Source organism: Streptomyces sp. NBC_01381 (genome assembly GCF_026340305.1).
In the GTDB taxonomy this organism is placed as follows: domain Bacteria; phylum Actinomycetota; class Actinomycetes; order Streptomycetales; family Streptomycetaceae; genus Streptomyces.
On the sequence record NZ_JAPEPI010000004.1, the window covers coordinates 20,046 to 35,915 of the forward strand.

General features: G+C 69.5%; 18 protein-coding genes and 3 pseudogenes. 14 read left to right on the top strand and 7 right to left on the bottom strand.

Translation table 11 applies throughout. From position 1 onward, the window contains the following. Positions 1–2 precede the first annotated feature (2 nt). Positions 3–1,424: an MBL fold metallo-hydrolase RNA specificity domain-containing protein gene (locus tag OG453_RS41335; RefSeq protein WP_266873931.1), complete on the bottom strand. Its 1,422-nt coding sequence runs from the start codon at positions 1,422–1,424 to the stop codon at positions 3–5. 125 nt (positions 1,425–1,549) lie between these two features. Between OG453_RS41335 and OG453_RS41340 the strand changes: the two are divergent. From OG453_RS41340 to OG453_RS41385, 11 genes and pseudogenes are all read left to right on the top strand, one after another. After that, positions 1,550–2,009 (top strand): annotated as a pseudogene (locus tag OG453_RS41340) (alcohol dehydrogenase catalytic domain-containing protein); the annotation flags it as partial. A gap of 97 nt (positions 2,010–2,106) precedes the next feature. Continuing rightward, a complete protein-coding gene (locus OG453_RS41345; protein ID WP_266873932.1) occupies positions 2,107–2,556 on the top strand; it encodes a universal stress protein in 450 nt (149 codons plus the stop codon). Between the two features lie 282 nt (positions 2,557–2,838). Next, a pseudogene (locus OG453_RS41350) lies at positions 2,839–3,013 on the top strand (histidine kinase); the annotation flags it as partial. A gap of 330 nt (positions 3,014–3,343) precedes the next feature. Beyond that, a complete protein-coding gene (locus tag OG453_RS41355) occupies positions 3,344–3,706 on the top strand; it encodes a hypothetical protein (RefSeq protein WP_266873933.1) in 363 nt (120 codons plus the stop codon). A gap of 125 nt (positions 3,707–3,831) precedes the next feature. After that, positions 3,832–4,056, top strand: coding sequence for a chaplin (locus OG453_RS41360; RefSeq protein WP_266873935.1), 225 nt, complete (start codon positions 3,832–3,834; stop codon positions 4,054–4,056). 101 nt (positions 4,057–4,157) lie between these two features. Beyond that, positions 4,158–4,745 (top strand): annotated as a pseudogene (locus OG453_RS41365) (N-acetylmuramoyl-L-alanine amidase); the annotation flags it as partial. After that, positions 4,728–4,907, top strand: coding sequence for a LysM domain-containing protein (locus OG453_RS45275; protein ID WP_323178750.1), 180 nt, complete (start codon positions 4,728–4,730; stop codon positions 4,905–4,907). The pseudogene OG453_RS41365 and the gene OG453_RS45275, both read left to right, overlap by 18 nt. A 9-nt stretch (positions 4,908–4,916) precedes the next feature. Beyond that, positions 4,917–5,123, top strand: a complete 207-nt coding sequence (locus OG453_RS41370) for a hypothetical protein (protein WP_266873937.1) — start codon at positions 4,917–4,919, stop codon at positions 5,121–5,123. A 9-nt stretch (positions 5,124–5,132) separates the two neighbouring features. Further along, positions 5,133–5,399 (top strand): hypothetical protein, encoded by a 267-nt coding sequence (locus OG453_RS41375; protein ID WP_266873938.1) that lies wholly within the window; start codon positions 5,133–5,135, stop codon positions 5,397–5,399. Beyond that, a complete protein-coding gene (locus OG453_RS41380; RefSeq protein WP_266873939.1) occupies positions 5,396–6,055 on the top strand; it encodes a collagen-like protein in 660 nt (219 codons plus the stop codon). Before OG453_RS41375 ends, OG453_RS41380 begins: the two co-directional genes overlap by 4 nt. Before the next feature lie 9 nt (positions 6,056–6,064). Further along, positions 6,065–6,220: a hypothetical protein gene (locus OG453_RS41385; protein WP_266873940.1), complete on the top strand. Its 156-nt coding sequence runs from the start codon at positions 6,065–6,067 to the stop codon at positions 6,218–6,220. A gap of 69 nt (positions 6,221–6,289) precedes the next feature. On the opposite strand, the gene OG453_RS41390 is transcribed toward OG453_RS41385, so the two are convergent. From OG453_RS41390 to OG453_RS41400, 3 genes are all read right to left on the bottom strand, one after another. Continuing rightward, positions 6,290–6,793 (bottom strand): hypothetical protein, encoded by a 504-nt coding sequence (locus tag OG453_RS41390; protein WP_266873941.1) that lies wholly within the window; start codon positions 6,791–6,793, stop codon positions 6,290–6,292. 249 nt (positions 6,794–7,042) lie between these two features. Continuing rightward, positions 7,043–7,237 (bottom strand): hypothetical protein, encoded by a 195-nt coding sequence (locus tag OG453_RS41395; RefSeq protein WP_266873942.1) that lies wholly within the window; start codon positions 7,235–7,237, stop codon positions 7,043–7,045. Between the two features lie 307 nt (positions 7,238–7,544). Continuing rightward, entirely contained in the window at positions 7,545–8,201 is a 657-nt protein-coding gene (locus OG453_RS41400; protein WP_266873944.1) for a M15 family metallopeptidase, read from the bottom strand. Positions 8,202–8,681: 480 nt separating this feature from the next. Between OG453_RS41400 and OG453_RS41405 the strand changes: the two genes are divergently transcribed. Beyond that, a complete protein-coding gene (locus OG453_RS41405) occupies positions 8,682–9,521 on the top strand; it encodes an IS5 family transposase (protein ID WP_266873945.1) in 840 nt (279 codons plus the stop codon). A gap of 39 nt (positions 9,522–9,560) precedes the next feature. Here OG453_RS41405 and OG453_RS41410 read toward each other — a convergent pair whose 3' ends face one another. Together OG453_RS41410 and OG453_RS41415 are read right to left on the bottom strand one after the other, a co-directional pair. After that, positions 9,561–11,681, bottom strand: coding sequence for an RNA polymerase sigma factor (locus OG453_RS41410; RefSeq protein WP_266873946.1), 2,121 nt, complete (start codon positions 11,679–11,681; stop codon positions 9,561–9,563). Continuing rightward, a complete protein-coding gene (locus OG453_RS41415; protein WP_266873947.1) occupies positions 11,678–12,007 on the bottom strand; it encodes a YciI family protein in 330 nt (109 codons plus the stop codon). The genes OG453_RS41410 and OG453_RS41415 overlap by 4 nt, the downstream gene beginning before the upstream one ends. A gap of 171 nt (positions 12,008–12,178) precedes the next feature. Here OG453_RS41415 and OG453_RS41420 point away from each other — a divergent pair, with 171 nt between their 5' ends. Together OG453_RS41420 and OG453_RS41425 are read left to right on the top strand one after the other, a co-directional pair. Beyond that, positions 12,179–12,892, top strand: coding sequence for a DUF998 domain-containing protein (locus OG453_RS41420; protein WP_266873948.1), 714 nt, complete (start codon positions 12,179–12,181; stop codon positions 12,890–12,892). Between the two features lie 71 nt (positions 12,893–12,963). Continuing rightward, a complete protein-coding gene (locus OG453_RS41425) occupies positions 12,964–13,560 on the top strand; it encodes a dihydrofolate reductase family protein (RefSeq protein ID WP_266873949.1) in 597 nt (198 codons plus the stop codon). A gap of 942 nt (positions 13,561–14,502) precedes the next feature. Here OG453_RS41425 and OG453_RS41430 read toward each other — a convergent pair. Continuing rightward, complete coding sequence (locus OG453_RS41430) at positions 14,503–15,762, bottom strand: DUF418 domain-containing protein (RefSeq protein WP_266873950.1); 1,260 nt, start codon at positions 15,760–15,762, stop codon at positions 14,503–14,505. Positions 15,763–15,870: the final 108 nt, after the last annotated feature.

Below are 15,870 nucleotides of genomic sequence, written 5' to 3' on the forward strand. Positions count from 1 at the left end.
GGTCAGCGGACCAGGACGGCCTCCCCGGACTTGGGTACGACGGCCGTCCACCCCAACTGGTGATGGATCCGGTCCCGCAGGGTCTCTGCGGCGGGCTCCTCGCCGTGGACGAGGTAGGTGGTGTGCGGGGCGGGGGCGGCGCGCAGCCAGTCGATGATCTGGTCGGCGTCGGCGTGCGCGGAGAAGTGCGGGACGTCGGCGATCTCAGCGCGTACGGGGAGGTACTCGCCGAACATCTTCAGCGTGCGGGCGCCGTCCACCAGATCGCGCGCGCGGGTCCCCGCAGCGGCGAAGCCGACGATCACGACGGCGTTGCGGGGGTCGGGCAGGATCCGGTGCAGGTGGTGCAGGACGCGGCCGCCGGTGGCCATGCCGGCGGAGGAGACGATGATCGTCGGCCCGGTGGTGTTGTTGATGTCGATCGACTCCTGGACCGTGCGGGCGGCCAGGAAAGGCTCCGGGCTGATCGCGGCCTCGCCCCGGTCGAGGATCTCGGGCCGTAGTTCGGGGGAGTGGGCGCGTATGGCGTCGTGGTAGACGTCGAGTGCGGCCAGCGCCATGGGGCTGTCGACGTATACGGGCACATGGCGGGGCAGGGTGCCGTCGCTGCGCAGAGCGGCGAGTTCGTGCAGGACGACCTCGGTGCGGTCTATCGCGAAGGCCGGGATGACCACGGTGCCGCCACGGGACAGCGCGCGGGTGATCACGGCGGCGAATTCCCGCTGCGCGCTCTCGTGGTCATGTCGGCGGTTGCCGTACGTGGATTCCATGAGCAGGACGTCGGCGCCGGTGAAGGGCTCGGGGGGCAGAAGGCGCGGGTGGCCGGGGCGTCCCAGGTCGCCGCTGACAGCGAGGGTGTGGCCGTCCTCCAGGGTGAGGTGCGCCCAGGCGGAGCCGAGGATGTGGCCCGCGTGGTGCAGGGTGAGCCGGGTGCCGGCCATGATCTCGACCTCGCTGCCGACGGGGACCGGATCGAAGAACTTCACTGTGTGGTCGACGTCGTCCTTGTCGTAGAGCGGCTTGGCGGGCCGGTGCTTGGACCAGCCGTGCTGGTTGGCGTGCTCGGCGGCCTCCATCTGGAGTCGAGCGCTGTCACGGAGCACGATCTCGGCGAGGCGGGCTGTGTCGGCGCTGGCGAGGATGGGGCCGCGGAAGCCGTGCCGGACCAGGCGTGGCAGGTAGCCGCAGTGGTCCAGGTGGGCGTGGGTGACGACGACAGCGTGGATGTCGGTGGCGTCGCACGGCAGCTTGTGCCAGTTGCGGCGGCGCAGGTCCGCGACTCCCTGGAAGAGCCCGCAGTCGACGAGGATCCGGGCGTGGTCGCTCTCGACGAGGAACTTGCTGCCGGTGACCGTCCGCACGCCGCCGAGGAAGCTCAGCAGGGCCGGACGGGCGGGAGCGGGGAACGGGGCTGACTCGGACATGGCGGCAGCTCTCCTTCAGGCACGCATGCCACCTTCCACCGTCGCACGAGTGTGATCTGCCGGGTGAGTCCCGACCGGTCCCCGGTCGAGACCGACAGGCCCAAGCGGGGCGGAGGGACCAAGGCACCATCTGCGGCACCGACCTGCACATCATCAAGGGCGACGTCCTCGAATTGACACCCGGCCGGATTCTGGGCCACGAGGCCGTCGGCACCGTCGTCGAGACCGGCGGTGACGTGCGCACCGGCGTCCTGGCGACCGCGTCCTGATCTCCTGTATCTCCGCCTGGGGCAGCTGCCGCTTCTGCCGCGAGGCGCACTACGGCCGGTGTCGCGGGGGCGGCGGTTGGGTCCTGGGCCACACCATCGACGGTACGCAGGCCGAGTATGTACGCGTGCCGTTCGCGCCCCTCTCCGTCCACCTCCCAACGTGGGGTCATCGAGGCAGTCGGCGTGCCTGAGGCCTTCGAGATGTGCACCCGTACGGGTCCGGCCCGGCGGACGTGTGGCCAACATCGGCGTGCACGGCAAGCCCGCTGTCCTGCACCTTGAGGACCTGTGGATCAAGGACGTCACCATCACCACGGTCCGGTCGACGAAGAGCATCCCGTGGGAACAGCTCGCGTGGCGGCGTGTACCGGTCTCGCACACGCTGGATGTAGAGCGTCGAAAGGGTGACGGGCATGGACACGCAGCATGAGGCTCCGCGAATCGTAGTGGGCGTCGACGGATCGCCCTCGTCCCAAGCCGCACTGCGCTGGGCAGTCCGGTATGCCGGACTCGTATCCGGGAGGGTAGTGGCGGTCACGGCGTGGGAGATTCCCGGTGAGGCGTCGTGGTCGGCTCCGGCAGTGGACGCCACGTTCGATGAGGAAGACGCCGAGCGGCGTCTGGTCGAGGAGGTCCGAACCGTACTCGGCGAGGAAGGCGCCTCCCTGGTGCATGAACGCCTGGTGCACGGCCACCCGGCCGGGGTCCTGGTGGATGAGTCCGAGGGAGCCGACATGCTGGTCGTGGGCAGCCACGGTCGCGGCGGCTTCCGCCGTGCCCTGCTCGGCTCGGTGAGCCAGCAGGTGGCGCTGCACGCCCCGTGTCCGGTGACCATCGTCCGGCCGGACGTGCCTGTGGCGTGAACTCTGCCAGTAGGGGCACACCGGGTGGGGCGACATCGGTGGGACTGCGCGGCGCCTGTTACGACGCCGCCCCGGCGCGTCCGCCGGAGAAGCGCTTCACCTGCCGTACTGAAGTCCTCCGCTGACAGGCCGCCCCGACGGACGTCATGGCCCGCGCGCGACGTTGCCGCGCCCGAACGTTCGCGCAGGAGTTCCGTCCGAGGCAGACACCCCTCGCTGAACGGGAATTTCCCTCCGGCCGGGGCTACCGTGGAGTTGCTCGACGAGCTGCTCGACCTGCGCCTGTCCGAGCACCCGGCCTCGTACGGCTTCCCGGCCCCCACCCGCCGATGCACTCCTTCCTCGGCAGGCCGGCGAGGAGATCTTCGGCAACCTCTACCTCACCGAGAAGCACGGCGGTGCCCACTTCGACGCCGAGGACGAGGCGGTCCTGTCCACCCTCGCCGTCGGCATCGCCCGAGAACGCCCGCCTCCGACACGCCACAGGAGAGTGTGTAAGACACCGACGGTTTCCCCGGTGCGTCAGCGGCGATGGCTGCCTCTGCTGTCGATATGCCGGCGAGAGCCTGGGCGGCCTGCTGTTCCGTGTCGGTGGGCGGCGGTGGGCAGGGGCATCGGGCACCCAGGAACGTGCTTCCGGCGGCCAGGGACTACGACATCACGCATGCTCAGGACCGCCGCAGCTTGGAAGACGATCTCTGGGAGCAGCGGCATCTCGCCATCCTGATGGTCATGGACCACATAGACAGGGGACGGGCAGACCAGTGATCGGGAGTGGTGACAGCCTGTGCTGTACGTCGTCACCGGCCCGCCGGCCGCAGGCAAGAGCAGCTGGATCGAGGCGCACGCCACGGCCCGCGACGTGGTCATAGACCTGGACCGCATCACCGTCGCCCTCAGCGGACCAGGCGCACCACAGTGGAACCAGCACGAGCTGCACCTGCGCATCGCCCAGGGCGACGCATACGACGCCAGCAGCGGGCTCCACTACGGAGCCACCGCCGTCTACAACACGGGCAACGGTGGATGCGTGAAGACGTTCGTCGCCAGCCAGGGAACGGCTGCACCGGTCCTCGACTCGGTGGCGCCCTTCACGTGGGCCGCGAGCGACATCCTCTACGCCTCGGGCCGCTACGAGGCCGCTTCCTAGACGCTGCCCGGATCCCACGAACGAGCGGCTCAGATACCGCATACGGTCCATGATCGCTTTAACGGCGCGGGGGAAGGGTGAGACCTGGCACTCGAAAGGTCAGTCCCCTCACCAGGAGGTACCCCATGCGTGTGCGCACGATCCTTGCCACAGCCGCCCTCGTCACCGCCACCGTCATCGGTGGGGCCAGCACGGCCGCCGCCGACGGCGAACCAGGCGCTGGCGCCTCGGGCAGCCCTCTCAACTCTCCCGGCACCGTCAGCGCCCCCCTCATCCAGGTGCCGGAGCAGATGCCCGTCGCTTTGTGCAAGAACGCCGCCAGCCTTGTCGGCCTCGGCAACGCCTGCTGACGACCCGTAGAACTCTGGGCCCTTGCCGCCCATCCGCTGAGTTCCCACCCCCAAGCCCCGTACCTGATCAGGTACGGGGCATTCTCATGTCTGGAGATCCCATGGCTCCACCACTGTCCGCGTCCGCGTTCCTCGACGCGCTCCGCGACGAGGGCGTGCGCGTCGTCGAGGTCAACGACTGGCAGCACCACAACCGCAACCACAAGGGCGCCAGGGGCCCCGTGCACGGCGTGATGATCCACCACACCGTCACGTCCGGCACCGCCCGGTCCGTGGCCCTGTGCCGCGACGGACACAGCGCCTTGCCCGGCCCGCTGTGTCACGGCGTCATCGCCAAGGACGGCACCGTGCACCTGGTCGGCTACGGCCGCGCCAACCATGCCGGCCTCGGCGACGACGACGTCCTCAAGGCGGTCATCGACGAGCGTGCGCTCCCCGCCGACAACGAGGCGAACACCGACGGCAACGCCCGCTTCTACGGCTTCGAGGCCATCAACCTCGGCGACGGCAAAGACCCGTGGCCGGCTGCCCAGCTGGAAGCCATCGAGCGCGTGAGCGCCGCGATCTGCCGCCACCACGGCTGGACGTCCCGCTCGGTCATCGGCCACCTGGAGTGGCAGCCCGGCAAGGTCGACCCCCGCGGCTTCGGCATGGACTGGATGCGCAGCCAGATCGCCGACCGCCTCAAGCCTGTCACCACGTACACGGTCCGCAAGGGCGACACCCTCTCATCGATCGCCTCGAGCAAGCTCGGCGACAGCTCCCGCTGGGGCGAGATCGCCAAGCTCAACCACCTCCCGAACCCGGACGACATCGCCGTCGGCCAGACCCTCAAGCTCCCCAAGAAGTGAGGTAGCGCCGTGAAGATCTCGAAGTACTGGAAGGCCGTCGTCGCCGCGGTCGTCGCAGGCGCCGGCACCCTGTCCACCGCGCTCGCCGACGACACCATCACCGCGGCCGAAGGCTGGGCCGCCGGCCTGGCCGTCCTCGCCGCGCTCGGCTTCACGTGGGCAGTCCCCAATCGGCGGTCCCCTGCCGTGCGGCCTGCCGTTCGGCACGACCTCTAGGGAGCCACCTTGGATGCCACCACCCTCGGCGCAGTCCTCGCGCTAGTCGGGGTGCTGTCCGGCTCGGTGGTGGCGTACCTCGGCAAGCGGGGCGAGAACGCGACCACCCGCATGAACTCGGAGATCGACCAAATCCAGGAGGAACGCGACGGGCTCCGCAAGGAGCTCGCCGAGCGAGAGATGCGGGTCACCGCGCTCCTCGAGCAGCGCATCGCCGATCAGGTGGAGATCGCCCGCCTCCGCGTACAAGTCATCAACCTGGGAGGAGAGCCGTGACCCGTGCAGAGCGTGCCCTCGCCGGGCACTGGCGCTGGCTCGCCGTCTTCTGCTGGCTGGTGGCCCTGTCGGGCGCAGTAGTCATCGGTTGGTCCTGGTACGGCCAGCTCGCCGACGAGGCCGACAAGCGGGGCAGCGCCGTCTCCACTCTCGCCGGGGACGTCCGCGTCCTGCGCGCCCAAGTCCGGGCCGCGGGCGAAACCCCCAAGGCCCCTGACCCGAGCAAGGCCGTCGAGGACCTTGATGACCGCGCCCGTGTACCCGTCCCGATTCCCGGACCACGCGGCCCCGCAGGCGAACCTGGTGAGCCGGGCTCGCAGGTGCCGTCCGGCCCGGCAGGAGATGACGGGCAGAACGGGAGTGACGGCACGGACGGCGTGGGGGAGACCGGCCCGCCCGGATCCTCAGGTGCCGACGGAGCGGCCGGACCGCCAGGCCCTCAGGGCGAACCCGGACCAGCCGGGCCCGAAGGGCCCGCAGGGAAGGACGGCACCGATGGCCGCGACGGGCAGGCTTGCCCGGACGGCTACTCGCTCCAGCCCCCGGCCGACGACCCGGACGCCCTCGTCTGCCGCCGCGACGGAGCCCCAGCCCCCGACGAACCGGGCAACGGACCGAAGGCCGCCGCGCTGGATCCGCAGCGCCGCCAGTACTGAGGAGAGTTGATGCCTGAACCCAGACCGATGGCCCGCCGCGTCGACGACTCCGCTGGCGACATGCCCAGCCTCGTCGAGCTCGGCCTCGTCGAACCCCAGCCGCAGCGCTCCTACGAGGGCCTCTTCGTGGAGCCGGACCTCCCTCCCGAGGGGCCGACGGAGTAGCTGCTGGCACCCCCGCTGTCTGCCTCACGGCAGGCGGCGGGGCATTCTTGTGCGCTCAAGCCCTTCAAGTCACCCAATGATGGACCCGGTGAACTCCGGGAAGTCCGTGTCGAGGTCATCGCTGTTGCGCTGCACCGTGACGACGATCTTCTTCCCGTACTTCGTCTCCAGCACGCTGTCGTCGGTCTTCGTCGCGGACACCCCAGGAGCCAGGCGCCCCTCGAGCGGCTCGGCGCCGTTCTCGAACGACGTCGACGCGGCCTGGCCGCCCTTCGTGGCGCCGTCGATGATGACGGACAGGTCATCGAGGGCAACTGCCGTCTTGCCAGTGTTCTCCACCTTCAGCTTCACGCGGAAGTCAGTGCTCCCGGGCTCGGCTGACTCCATCAACTCGGCGTCGTAGTCCGTGAACACCTTCGCCTCGGCGACGGCCACCTTCAATCCGTCCGGCCACGTGTAGGACTCGCCGAACTTCAGATCCGTCGTCTGGCCTTCGGTTCCGTCCCCGCCGGTGCCGGCGCCCTCTTCGGAGCAGTGCTCCATCCAGTCGGCCTGACTGATGTCCTCGTCCATGCAGTCGACTTTCTTCGACGCTGAGGCCTTCTTGTCCCCAGATGTCTTCCCGTCGGCCTTGCCTTCACCGTCGCTGCTGCCGCATGCAGTGAGAGCGGCCAGGAGCAGAGCCGCCGTGACTGCTGTAGCGCGAACGCGCATATGTCCCCCCAGGGTTGAGCTAGAGGGACACCGTAGGGCAGAAGCGACGAGCGGGGGAGAGGCGGCGTGTGGACGCGACTGCGCCCCGGCCCCAAGCGAGGGCGGGGTCTACTTGAGGGTGCCGTCCTTCTTGAGCTGCTTGACGTAGGCCCGATCGCTACGCGCCCTCTTGATCTTCGCCCGGTTCTCGCTGATGGTCGCGTGATTGCGCTGGATCCGGCGCATCCGCGTCCGGTAGAACGGCGTGAGGATCTGCCGCAGGAACGGATGCTTTGCGTCGCGGCTCTTGGGGATGTCGCCCATGGCGTGCCTCTTCCTCGAGGCTTCTAACGGTAGCGCCGCCGTCTGGTCGTGCTCCCGCCGATGCCGAGTTCGGTACAGACGGGCAGCCCCAAGGTGCCTGCGTGGGAGAGCGCTCGTAGCCTGGTTGTAGGATCTCGCGCCCCGGGTCATAGAGCATCGCTCTGACCTGCGGTTCTTGAAGGTGTCTCACGTCATGTCATGGCGAGTTCGTCTCAGGGAACGTGTCATTTCCTCGGGTGCAGGCCGAGGTGTCCGGCCTGCACCCAGGGCGACTACTTATAGTTCAGGGCCTTTATGAGGTCTTCGGTCAGTCGAGTTCCCTGGGCCCGTAGTGGGCGACTGCCGCTCCTGCTTGCAGGGCCCAGTAGCGGTCTCCGTATGACCAGTGCCACCACTCTGTTGGGTAGTTGACCAGGCCGGCAGCCGTGAGCGCAGTGCCCAGGATGTCCCGATGGGAGCGAGCCTCGTCGCTAATGTTGTCGGCCTGCGTGTAACAAGCGCCCGCGCTCTCCTCCGGAGTCGCGTTCATACGAGTGCCCATGTCAAGCTCGCGCCCGTCGTCATTAGAGAGCGCCAGGTCAACAGCCGCCCCGGCGCTGTGCGGTGCGATCTCGGGCGGAGACACGTAGCGGCTGGCTGCCGAGCGGACCTGCTCAGCAGCCCATTCCGGGTGTTCGGCACGCAGTTGGGCTGCGTATTCGTCGAAGTAGCGACGTTGAAGGGACGGCGGGCGGTATCCCTCGACAAACAGCAGCCGTATTCCTTGAGGCAGCTGTGCCTGTGCTTTGAGGAGTCGATCGAGCACTCCTTCCCGCAGGTGGGCGAAGGCACCAGCGGAGTCCTGCCACTTCCGCTCGTCGACCAGCAGGGGGCTGCCTCGTCGAACATCCACGAGCCGTTCACCGCACTCCTGGACAGGCACGGCTGCGACCTTCGGGTCGGACATCAGAACGATCTCAGTCATGAAGCGATCATCTCGTGGCCTTGCGCCCCTTCAGCCGGGATCTTCCGGACTGCCGTGGCGACGCGTTTCCCGAATCGGGTCAGCTTCATGGCCCTACCGCGCGTCTCAGCACAGCGCCATAAGTGCTCCCGATATGCAGTCAGCTCTGAGAATATGGCGCGGTTTTTGAGAACCTACACTGGTCTTCTCGGGGCTGTCACGGAGGTGCCGCATGCCCCGTCCCGTCTGGTCCGGCGCGATCAGCTTCGGCCTGGTCACTTCTCTGAACTACTTACTGAGCGTTTCGCCCTGTCTGATAGCACTAAGTGATGGTTTGTGGAAGCTGTCCAGCTGGTGCTGAAGTGAGTGGAGAGCTACCAGTCCGCCGTGGGGAGCCAGAGGACTGTTTGATCCCGATGCCTCCTGTCTGATCCCAACCCGGGGCCGCTCGCCGGTCTTTGCCCGCTGGCCGAGCCGACCGCCGCGCAGTACATCTGAAACATGACCGCCGACAGCGGCTATCCGAGCGACCTGTCCGACGAGCGCTGGGCACTGATCGAGCCGGTGCTCTCGGCCTGGCGGGCCGAGCGCCGCGGCCGCGGCCTGGACATCGGACGCCCGCCCGAACACGACCTGCGCCCTCTGATGAACGCAATCCTGTACGTGGACCGCACCGGAGTCCCCTGGCGCTACCTGCCGCACGACTTCCCGCCCTGGCCCACGACCTACCACTACTTCGCCTGCTGGCAGGAAGACGGCGTCTTCGCCCAGCTCACCGGCCTGCTGCGGCACCTGGTCCGCGAGGCCGAAGGACGCGACGGCGAACCGTCGGCCTGCGTCCTGGACTCCCAGACCATCAAGACCTCCGCCAACGTGCCCCTGACGGACCAGGGCACCGACGCGGGCAAGCGGATCATCGGCCGCAAGCGCCACCTGGGCTGCGACACGCTCGGCCTGCTGCTGACCGTGCTGGTCACCGCCGCCAGCGTCTCCGACACGGCGGCCGGCGTGCACCTGCTCTCGCGCATCGCCGCGGCTCACCCCCGCATCACGAAGGCGTGGGTGGACGCCGGCTACCGCACCACCGCCATCGAGCACGGCGCCCGCCTCGGCATCGACGTCCAGCCCGTCCAACGCCCGCCGGGCGCCCGCGGGTTCACCATCATCCCCAGACGCTGGACCATCGAGCGCAGCATCGGCTGGCTCATGCACCACCGCAGACTCGCCCGCGACTACGAAACCCACCCGCACCGGTCCGAAGCCATGATCCACCTCGCCATGATCGACCTCATGACCCGCCGCCTCACCGGCGAAAGCACCCTGAACTGGCGCGGCACTTAACCATGGGATCAAACACACCCCACAGGGCGAAACGCTCCCTCAGGGTTCGGTGCCGTCCCCGTCTCTGTCCCCGTCCTGATCCCCTTCCCCGTCCTGATCCCCTTCCCTGTCCTGATCCCCTTCCCCGTCCCAGTCCCGCAGTTGGCGCAGCGTGTGGCCGGTTGCCGTCTTGCACAGGAACTCGGCGCGCTCGTAGGACAGTCGCCCTCGGCCGGTCTGGGGGCAGGCGTCGGCCACGCTCAGAAGGCCCGCCCGCGCAGGCCCCGGGCGTCGGTCGGTGAGGAACACCGGGCCCTGGGTCCGGCCGTCCAGGAGTTCGGACAGGAGCGCGGCCGTTTTCGATCGCCAGGTGATCCACGCGCCACGCCGGTCCGACCGCCGGTCCGCGCGGCAGGCTCGTCGCTCCGGCAGGTCCAGGTCCTGGACGTTGAGGGCCAGCAGGGCCGTGACGGTGGAGCCGGACTCGTGCAGCAGCGTCCACAAGGTGCGCTCCCGCAACGGGGCTTCCACCCCTCCCGGCCACGCAGTTCCTGGCAGGACCGGGGCGGGTACAGGCGCCGGTGCGCGGCGGCGCCGGGGCATCCGCTGGGGGATGGTCGCGTCGAGGTCCGGGGTGTGCACCCACGCCGCGAACGCCCGTACGGCGGCGCGGTGTCGGTTCCAGGTGGACGCCGCCACGCCGCCCCACAAGAGGCGGAAGGCACCGGCGATCTGATCGGCCGTTAGTGAGGTGAGCGGCATCCCCACTCCCAGAGTCAGCCGCAGCCGCCACAAGGTCTGTCCGTAGGAGCGGGCCGTCGCCGGTGCGAGCCGGTCCTGGGCCAGGAACGCGTCGATGGCCTCTCCGAACGTCGGCGTGGACGCGTCCCCGACCGGGATCGCCTCGGCACGACGCGTCAGGTACGCGCGTTCGGCGGCGTTGCGGGTCAGCAGCGCCGCGCGCTCGAACTCGCGGCGGGCCTCTTCGCCGCGCCCCAGGCGCAGCAGCAGGTCACCGCGCACGCCGGGGAGCAGGTGGTAGTCGCGGAGCGCGGGGTCAGGGGTGAGCGTGTCGACGAGGGCGAGGCCAGCTGCGGGGCTGTCCGCCATGCCTACCGCGACCGCCTGGTTGAGCCGCACCACGGCGGTGGGCAGGAGGCGGGCGAGGGCGGCGTACAGTCCGGAGATCCGTACCCAGTCGGTCTCCTCGGCGGTGCGCGCCTGGGCGTGGCAGATGGCGATCGCGGCCTGCAGTACGTAGGGACCTGGCTGGCCGGGCGTACCGGCCGCGCGAGCCCGCAGCATCGCCTCGAAGCCGCGACGGATGAGCAAGGGGTCCCAGCGTCCCCGGTTCTGCATGTGCAACGGAACCGGTTCGCCGGCAGGGCCGGTGCGGGCCGTCGTGCGGGAGGCATGGACCTCCATGAGCGCCACCAGGCCGTGTACTTCCGCCTCGTCGGGTACCGACCGGGCGAGCAGGCGTCCCAGCCGCAGCGCCTCCAGGCACAGGCCGGGCCGCATCAGGTCGTCGCCCGAGGTCGCCGAGTAGCCCTCGTTGAAGATCAGATAGACGACCTCCAGGACGGAGGCGAGGCGTTCGGTCAGCTCGGCACCGTCCGGGAGTTCGAACGGCACCCGCTTCTCGGTGAGTGTGCGCTTCGCCGTGGCGATGCGGCGGGCGATCAGCGGCTCGGCGGTGAGGAACGCACGGGCGATCTCGGACGCGGTGAGTCCGCCGAGCAGCCGCAGGGTCAGGGCGACGCGTGCCTCGGTCGACAGGACCGAGTGGCAGGAGACGAACATCAGCCGTAGCACGTCGTCCTGCTCGGAGACGGGATCGGTGGACTCGGCGGACTCAAGATTGTGGTCGACGCCGCCGTCGCCATCACCGTCGAGCCGCTGCCGCTCGGCCAGTTCGTGCGCGAGCGTCTCGCCGTGCTCGGCCAAGCGTCGGTCGCGGCGGATGTGGTCGATGGCGCGGCGCTTGGCGACGGTGGTGAGCCAGGCGCCTGGATTGTCCGGGATTCCAGACTCGGGCCACCGTTCCAGCGCCGCGACCAGCGCGTCCTGCGCCAACTCCTCGGCCACGCCGACGTCGCGCACCATGCGGGTGAGCGCGGCGACAATACGGGCCGACTCCATCTTCCAGATCGCGTCGACCGTGCGGTGGACGTCCGTCACGGAGCGAAGACCTGCTGGATCACGCTCTCGCCGTCACCGACGATCTTTCGGAACCGGCGGCCCAGTTCCACCGCCTCCTCCTTGGAGCGGACCTCGATGAGGGCGAAGCCGACGACGGCCTCCTTGGACTCGGCGAACGGGCCGTCCGTGACGGTGATGTCGCCGCCCTCGGAGACCAGCCGGACACCGCCCGGTTCGAGCCCGCCGGTGGCCAGTAGCGCACCTGCGGCGCTCAGCTCCTCGATGAAAGCGCCCATCTCGGCGTAGAGCTCCTCGTCGGGGACCTTCGCCGTCTCCGAGGCCTTGGTCGTCATCAGGTAGCGCATTGTGTCTCTCCGGTTTCATCCCGCCCGGCCGGATCGCCGGGGCGCACTGACACGTCGCACCCGATGATGTGACAGGGAATTCGTTGATTCCTTGTTGTATCAGCGGATCGACGTTGGTGCGAGCCCCACGGAAGAAGTCCGAGACCCGCCCGCCCCTCGAAGGAGCCCGTCGTGACCACCAGCACCCGCCTCCCGCACGCCACAGGCACCACCACAGCGGCAGCCGCCGCCGACCAGGCTCGCCCCGCTGCCCGGCGCGGCTCGGTCGGCACCCGTCGGCTGCTCGCCTGCGCTGCCGTCGCCGGTCCACTGTGGGTGACCGTGTCGGTCGCCCAGGCACTCACCCGCGAGGGGTTCGAGCCGACCCGGCACGCGCTCAGCCAGCTGGCCACGGGATCGCTCGGCTGGCTGCAGATCACCAACTTCGTGATCGCCGGGATCCTGGCCACGGTGGGCGCGGCCGGACTGCGCCGGGTCATGCAGGGGACGGCCGGTGGTGTCGCGGTGCCGCGGCTGGTCCGGGTGGTCGGGGTCGGCATGGTCGCCGCCGGGCTGCTGACGATGGACCCGGCGGACGCCTTCCCGGTGGGCACGCCGGCGGGCATCCCACAGTCGATGAGCTGGCACGCGTACGGACACATGGCCGCCGGGTCGATCACCTTCGCCTCGCTGATCGCCGCGGGCTACCTGCTCGGCCGGCACTTCTCCCGGCTTGGGAACCGGCGGCTCGCGGTGGTCGCCCGCGTCGCTGCCACGGTGATGCTGGCCGGCGACGCGTGGTCGATGAGCGGCGGCAAGGCGGGCGCGCTGACCATGGCCATCGGCACGACCGTCATGTTCACGCTGCTCGCGTACGTGGCCGTGCACTACCGGCGTACTGCCTGAGGGCCACCGCCAAAAGTCTCCATGACCAACAACCAAATGATCAGCAACCCACGAGGAAGCGAGACAGTTCGATGCGCATTGTGATGGGTGAATTCGTCAGCCTGGACGGCGTCATGCAGGCCCCTGGCGGCCCTGACGAGGACACCGACGGAGGGTTCGCCCACGGCGGCTGGACGCACCCGCTCTTCGACCCGCAGGTGATGGGCGGTGCCCTCGCCGAGTGGGCCGCCGACACCGACGGGCTGCTCTTCGGACGCCGCACGTGGCAGACCATGGCCGCGGCGTGGCCCGAGCGAGCCGGTGACCCCTTCGCCGACCACATGAACTCGGTAGCCAAGTACGTCGTCTCCAGTACCTTGGGCGAAGCCGACCTGACGTGGAACAACACCACCCGCATACCCGGCGACCAGGCACTCGACCACATCCGGAAGCTGCGTGACAACGAGGGTCGGGACCTGGTGGTGATGGGCAGCCTTTCGCTCGCCCGCACCCTCCTGACCGAAGGGCTGGTCGACGAACTACGGCTCATGATCATGCCGGTGCTGCTCGGCGGCGGAAAGACGATCTACCCGGCCGACGGCGCGCTGCGCACGCTTGAGCTGATCTCGACTGTGGTCAGCAGCACGGGCGTGCACGTGTGCACCTACCGACCGGTGGCCGCGGGGTAGCCCGCGCCCGGGACGGGGTTCTCACAGTGCGGCCGGGAACACACCCGGCCGCACTGTGGTCCGCCCGAGCGGCCTGGTGGGCATCGACTCTCTTCATCGAAGCGGCCGTGAGACACCGCAGGCCATGGGAATCGTGGACGGGCTGTAATCGCCTGCCGGTCGATCTCGCAACCTGCGTGCCCATGCGACACCGTCACCAAGGACCGCTCACCCGGTCCTTCACCTCGGCCATGGCGACCACCGCCCTCACCGGGGCCCGGCCCGGCCACCCAGGATGCGACCGGTCACAAGGGGCACCGGCCCCGGTCACCGACCACCCTCGCGCGCTCCCGCCCGGCGCAGACAGAGCGCGAGCCCGGAGCACTGGAAGCACCCGCCCGGCGGCGTGTGCGCAGACTTCACCTGGCGTGCTGGTTGGGCGTGGTGCAGGAGCATAAAACCCCTCCGAGAGCCGGACGCAGAGCAAGCGGGTGGGCCCGCGGTGGCCACGGAGGCGGCCCGCACCTGGCCGGGAGAGGCTTTGAACAGCGGCGGGCGACTGTGAGGCCGCTAGCAGGGCGGGGGAGACGCGCAGTTCATCGCTGCCCGCCGCGCCCCGCTCGCTCTCGCCGACGGCGGCTGGCTCCGGCGGCAGCGGCCCCCGGAGCCGGACTGGGCAGATGGACGGCGCAGGAGCGTCGGCCAATTCGGGCTCCGGCGTGAGCCCAGCGTGGCGGGTGGAGGTGGGGAGTGAGCCATCGGCCAGGGCTTCCACATGAGCCTGCCGGACGCTGATGAGCCGTCGCTGAAGGGTCCGGTCCGATCCCCCCGCCGCCGCGTTCTGACTTGCTCCGCCCCGGCGCGGCGTTCATCCGGTGTGGGCCACGACGGTCCTGATGTCCGCACTGGACATGCGGATGCACCTTTGCTCTTGAACGGGACAAGGAAATGAACGTACGAGAACTATGGCTGGGTTGATCGTTTTCCGGGCTGCGGGTGCCACGGTGGTATCGACAGCGTGGTCCAGGCGCGCAGCAGCCACTCCAGCGGGCCGTAGGCGTGGTGTCGCAGCCACCATCGGCTGGCCGCTGTCTGTACCGCGAACAAGGTCAAGGCGATCGCCGCGACTCCGATGGGTGGGACGCGGCCGACCAGGGCGGCCCCGAAGCCGGTGAACAGCAGGGCGCAGACCAGGGACTGACCGAGGTAGTTGGTCAACGACATGCGGCCCGCCGGCGCGAGCGCGGTGACCACGATCTGGCCGCGGCGGCCGTGGGTGAGGCGGAGCACGGTCGCCGCGTAGGCGGCGGCCAGCAGGGGAGCGGTGATCACGTCGAGGCCCATGGCGAAGAGCTGGTAGGCGGACTCGGGGTGGTTCAGGCTCGCGTCCGCGTACACGATGGCGCCCGGCAGCCCGACCGTGAAGCCGACCCACTGGAGTCGCCGCAGGAGCCGCTGGTGCCGGTCGGTGTCCGCGAGGGCTCGCCGGCGTCCGGCTGCCAGGCCCAGCAGGAAGGCGGCGAGCGCGGACGGCGCCTGGAAGAAGACCAACAGGAAGGCCACGTCCGGGAGTTCCTCGAGGTGGGCGCCGATGACCGATGCCGGTCCACCGCGCAGGGCCTCGGTCGCCTGGGCTGCGGCAGCTGCCGTGGACGGAGAGATCGTGCCGTCCCCGCCTGCGTGGCCGGCGGCGAGTGCGAGGAGCGCGTATGCGACGGCGGTCACCGCGAGGAGTGCCACCGCGATCCGTACTGCGGTACGGGGTCGGATGCGGCGCAGCGCGAGCAGGATCAGCCCCAGGACGGCGTACAGGGTGAGGATGTCGCCGGGAAAGAGGACGACGGCGTGCACGACGCCGATCACGAACAGCCCGGTCAGGCGCCTCAGGAAGCGTGGTGTGAACCGGGCGCCGCGCCGCTCGGCCGAGTCGATCTGCAGCGTGAAGCTGTAGCCGAACAGGAACGAGAACAGCAGGAAGAACTTCGCCTCGAAGAGCACCGCCACCAGCCATCGGACGGCCTCACTCACCGGGCCGCCGAGGCCCGGGTCCTCCAGGCCGGTGCCGTGATAGGCGGAGGCGATGTAGGTGATGTTGACCATCAGGATGCCGAGCAGCGCGAAGCCGCGCAGCGCGTCCACCTGTGCCAGCCGGGCGCCGCCGCTCTGCCGCTGCTGCCTTGTCGGGGGGTGCGGGGGGCTCTCGTTACGCGGTCGAACGATCACGTCACTCCTCAGAACCTATCGAAACTAAAACGGTCGTTTCGAATACGAGCGTACTATGATTGTCGGTAGAGGTGAACGGTGAAGGCGCACGACGGCTCGCGCTGGGAG

Excerpts from the sequence above, each read along its gene's own strand:
- OG453_RS41425 (WP_266873949.1), top strand. The coding sequence starts at position 12,964 with ATGCGCATTGTGATGGGTGAATTCGTCAGCCTGGACGGCGTCATGCAG.
- OG453_RS41415 (WP_266873947.1), bottom strand. The coding sequence starts at position 12,007 with ATGCGCTACCTGATGACGACCAAGGCCTCGGAGACGGCGAAGGTCCCC.
- OG453_RS41395 (WP_266873942.1), bottom strand. The coding sequence starts at position 7,237 with ATGGGCGACATCCCCAAGAGCCGCGACGCAAAGCATCCGTTCCTGCGG.
- OG453_RS41400 (WP_266873944.1), bottom strand. The coding sequence starts at position 8,201 with ATGACTGAGATCGTTCTGATGTCCGACCCGAAGGTCGCAGCCGTGCCT.
- OG453_RS41335 (WP_266873931.1), bottom strand. The coding sequence starts at position 1,424 with ATGTCCGAGTCAGCCCCGTTCCCCGCTCCCGCCCGTCCGGCCCTGCTG.
- OG453_RS41385 (WP_266873940.1), top strand. The coding sequence starts at position 6,065 with ATGCCTGAACCCAGACCGATGGCCCGCCGCGTCGACGACTCCGCTGGC.
- OG453_RS41390 (WP_266873941.1), bottom strand. The coding sequence starts at position 6,793 with ATGGACGAGGACATCAGTCAGGCCGACTGGATGGAGCACTGCTCCGAA.
- OG453_RS41405 (WP_266873945.1), top strand. The coding sequence starts at position 8,682 with ATGACCGCCGACAGCGGCTATCCGAGCGACCTGTCCGACGAGCGCTGG.
- OG453_RS41360 (WP_266873935.1), top strand. The coding sequence starts at position 3,832 with ATGCGTGTGCGCACGATCCTTGCCACAGCCGCCCTCGTCACCGCCACC.
- OG453_RS41345 (WP_266873932.1), top strand. The coding sequence starts at position 2,107 with ATGGACACGCAGCATGAGGCTCCGCGAATCGTAGTGGGCGTCGACGGA.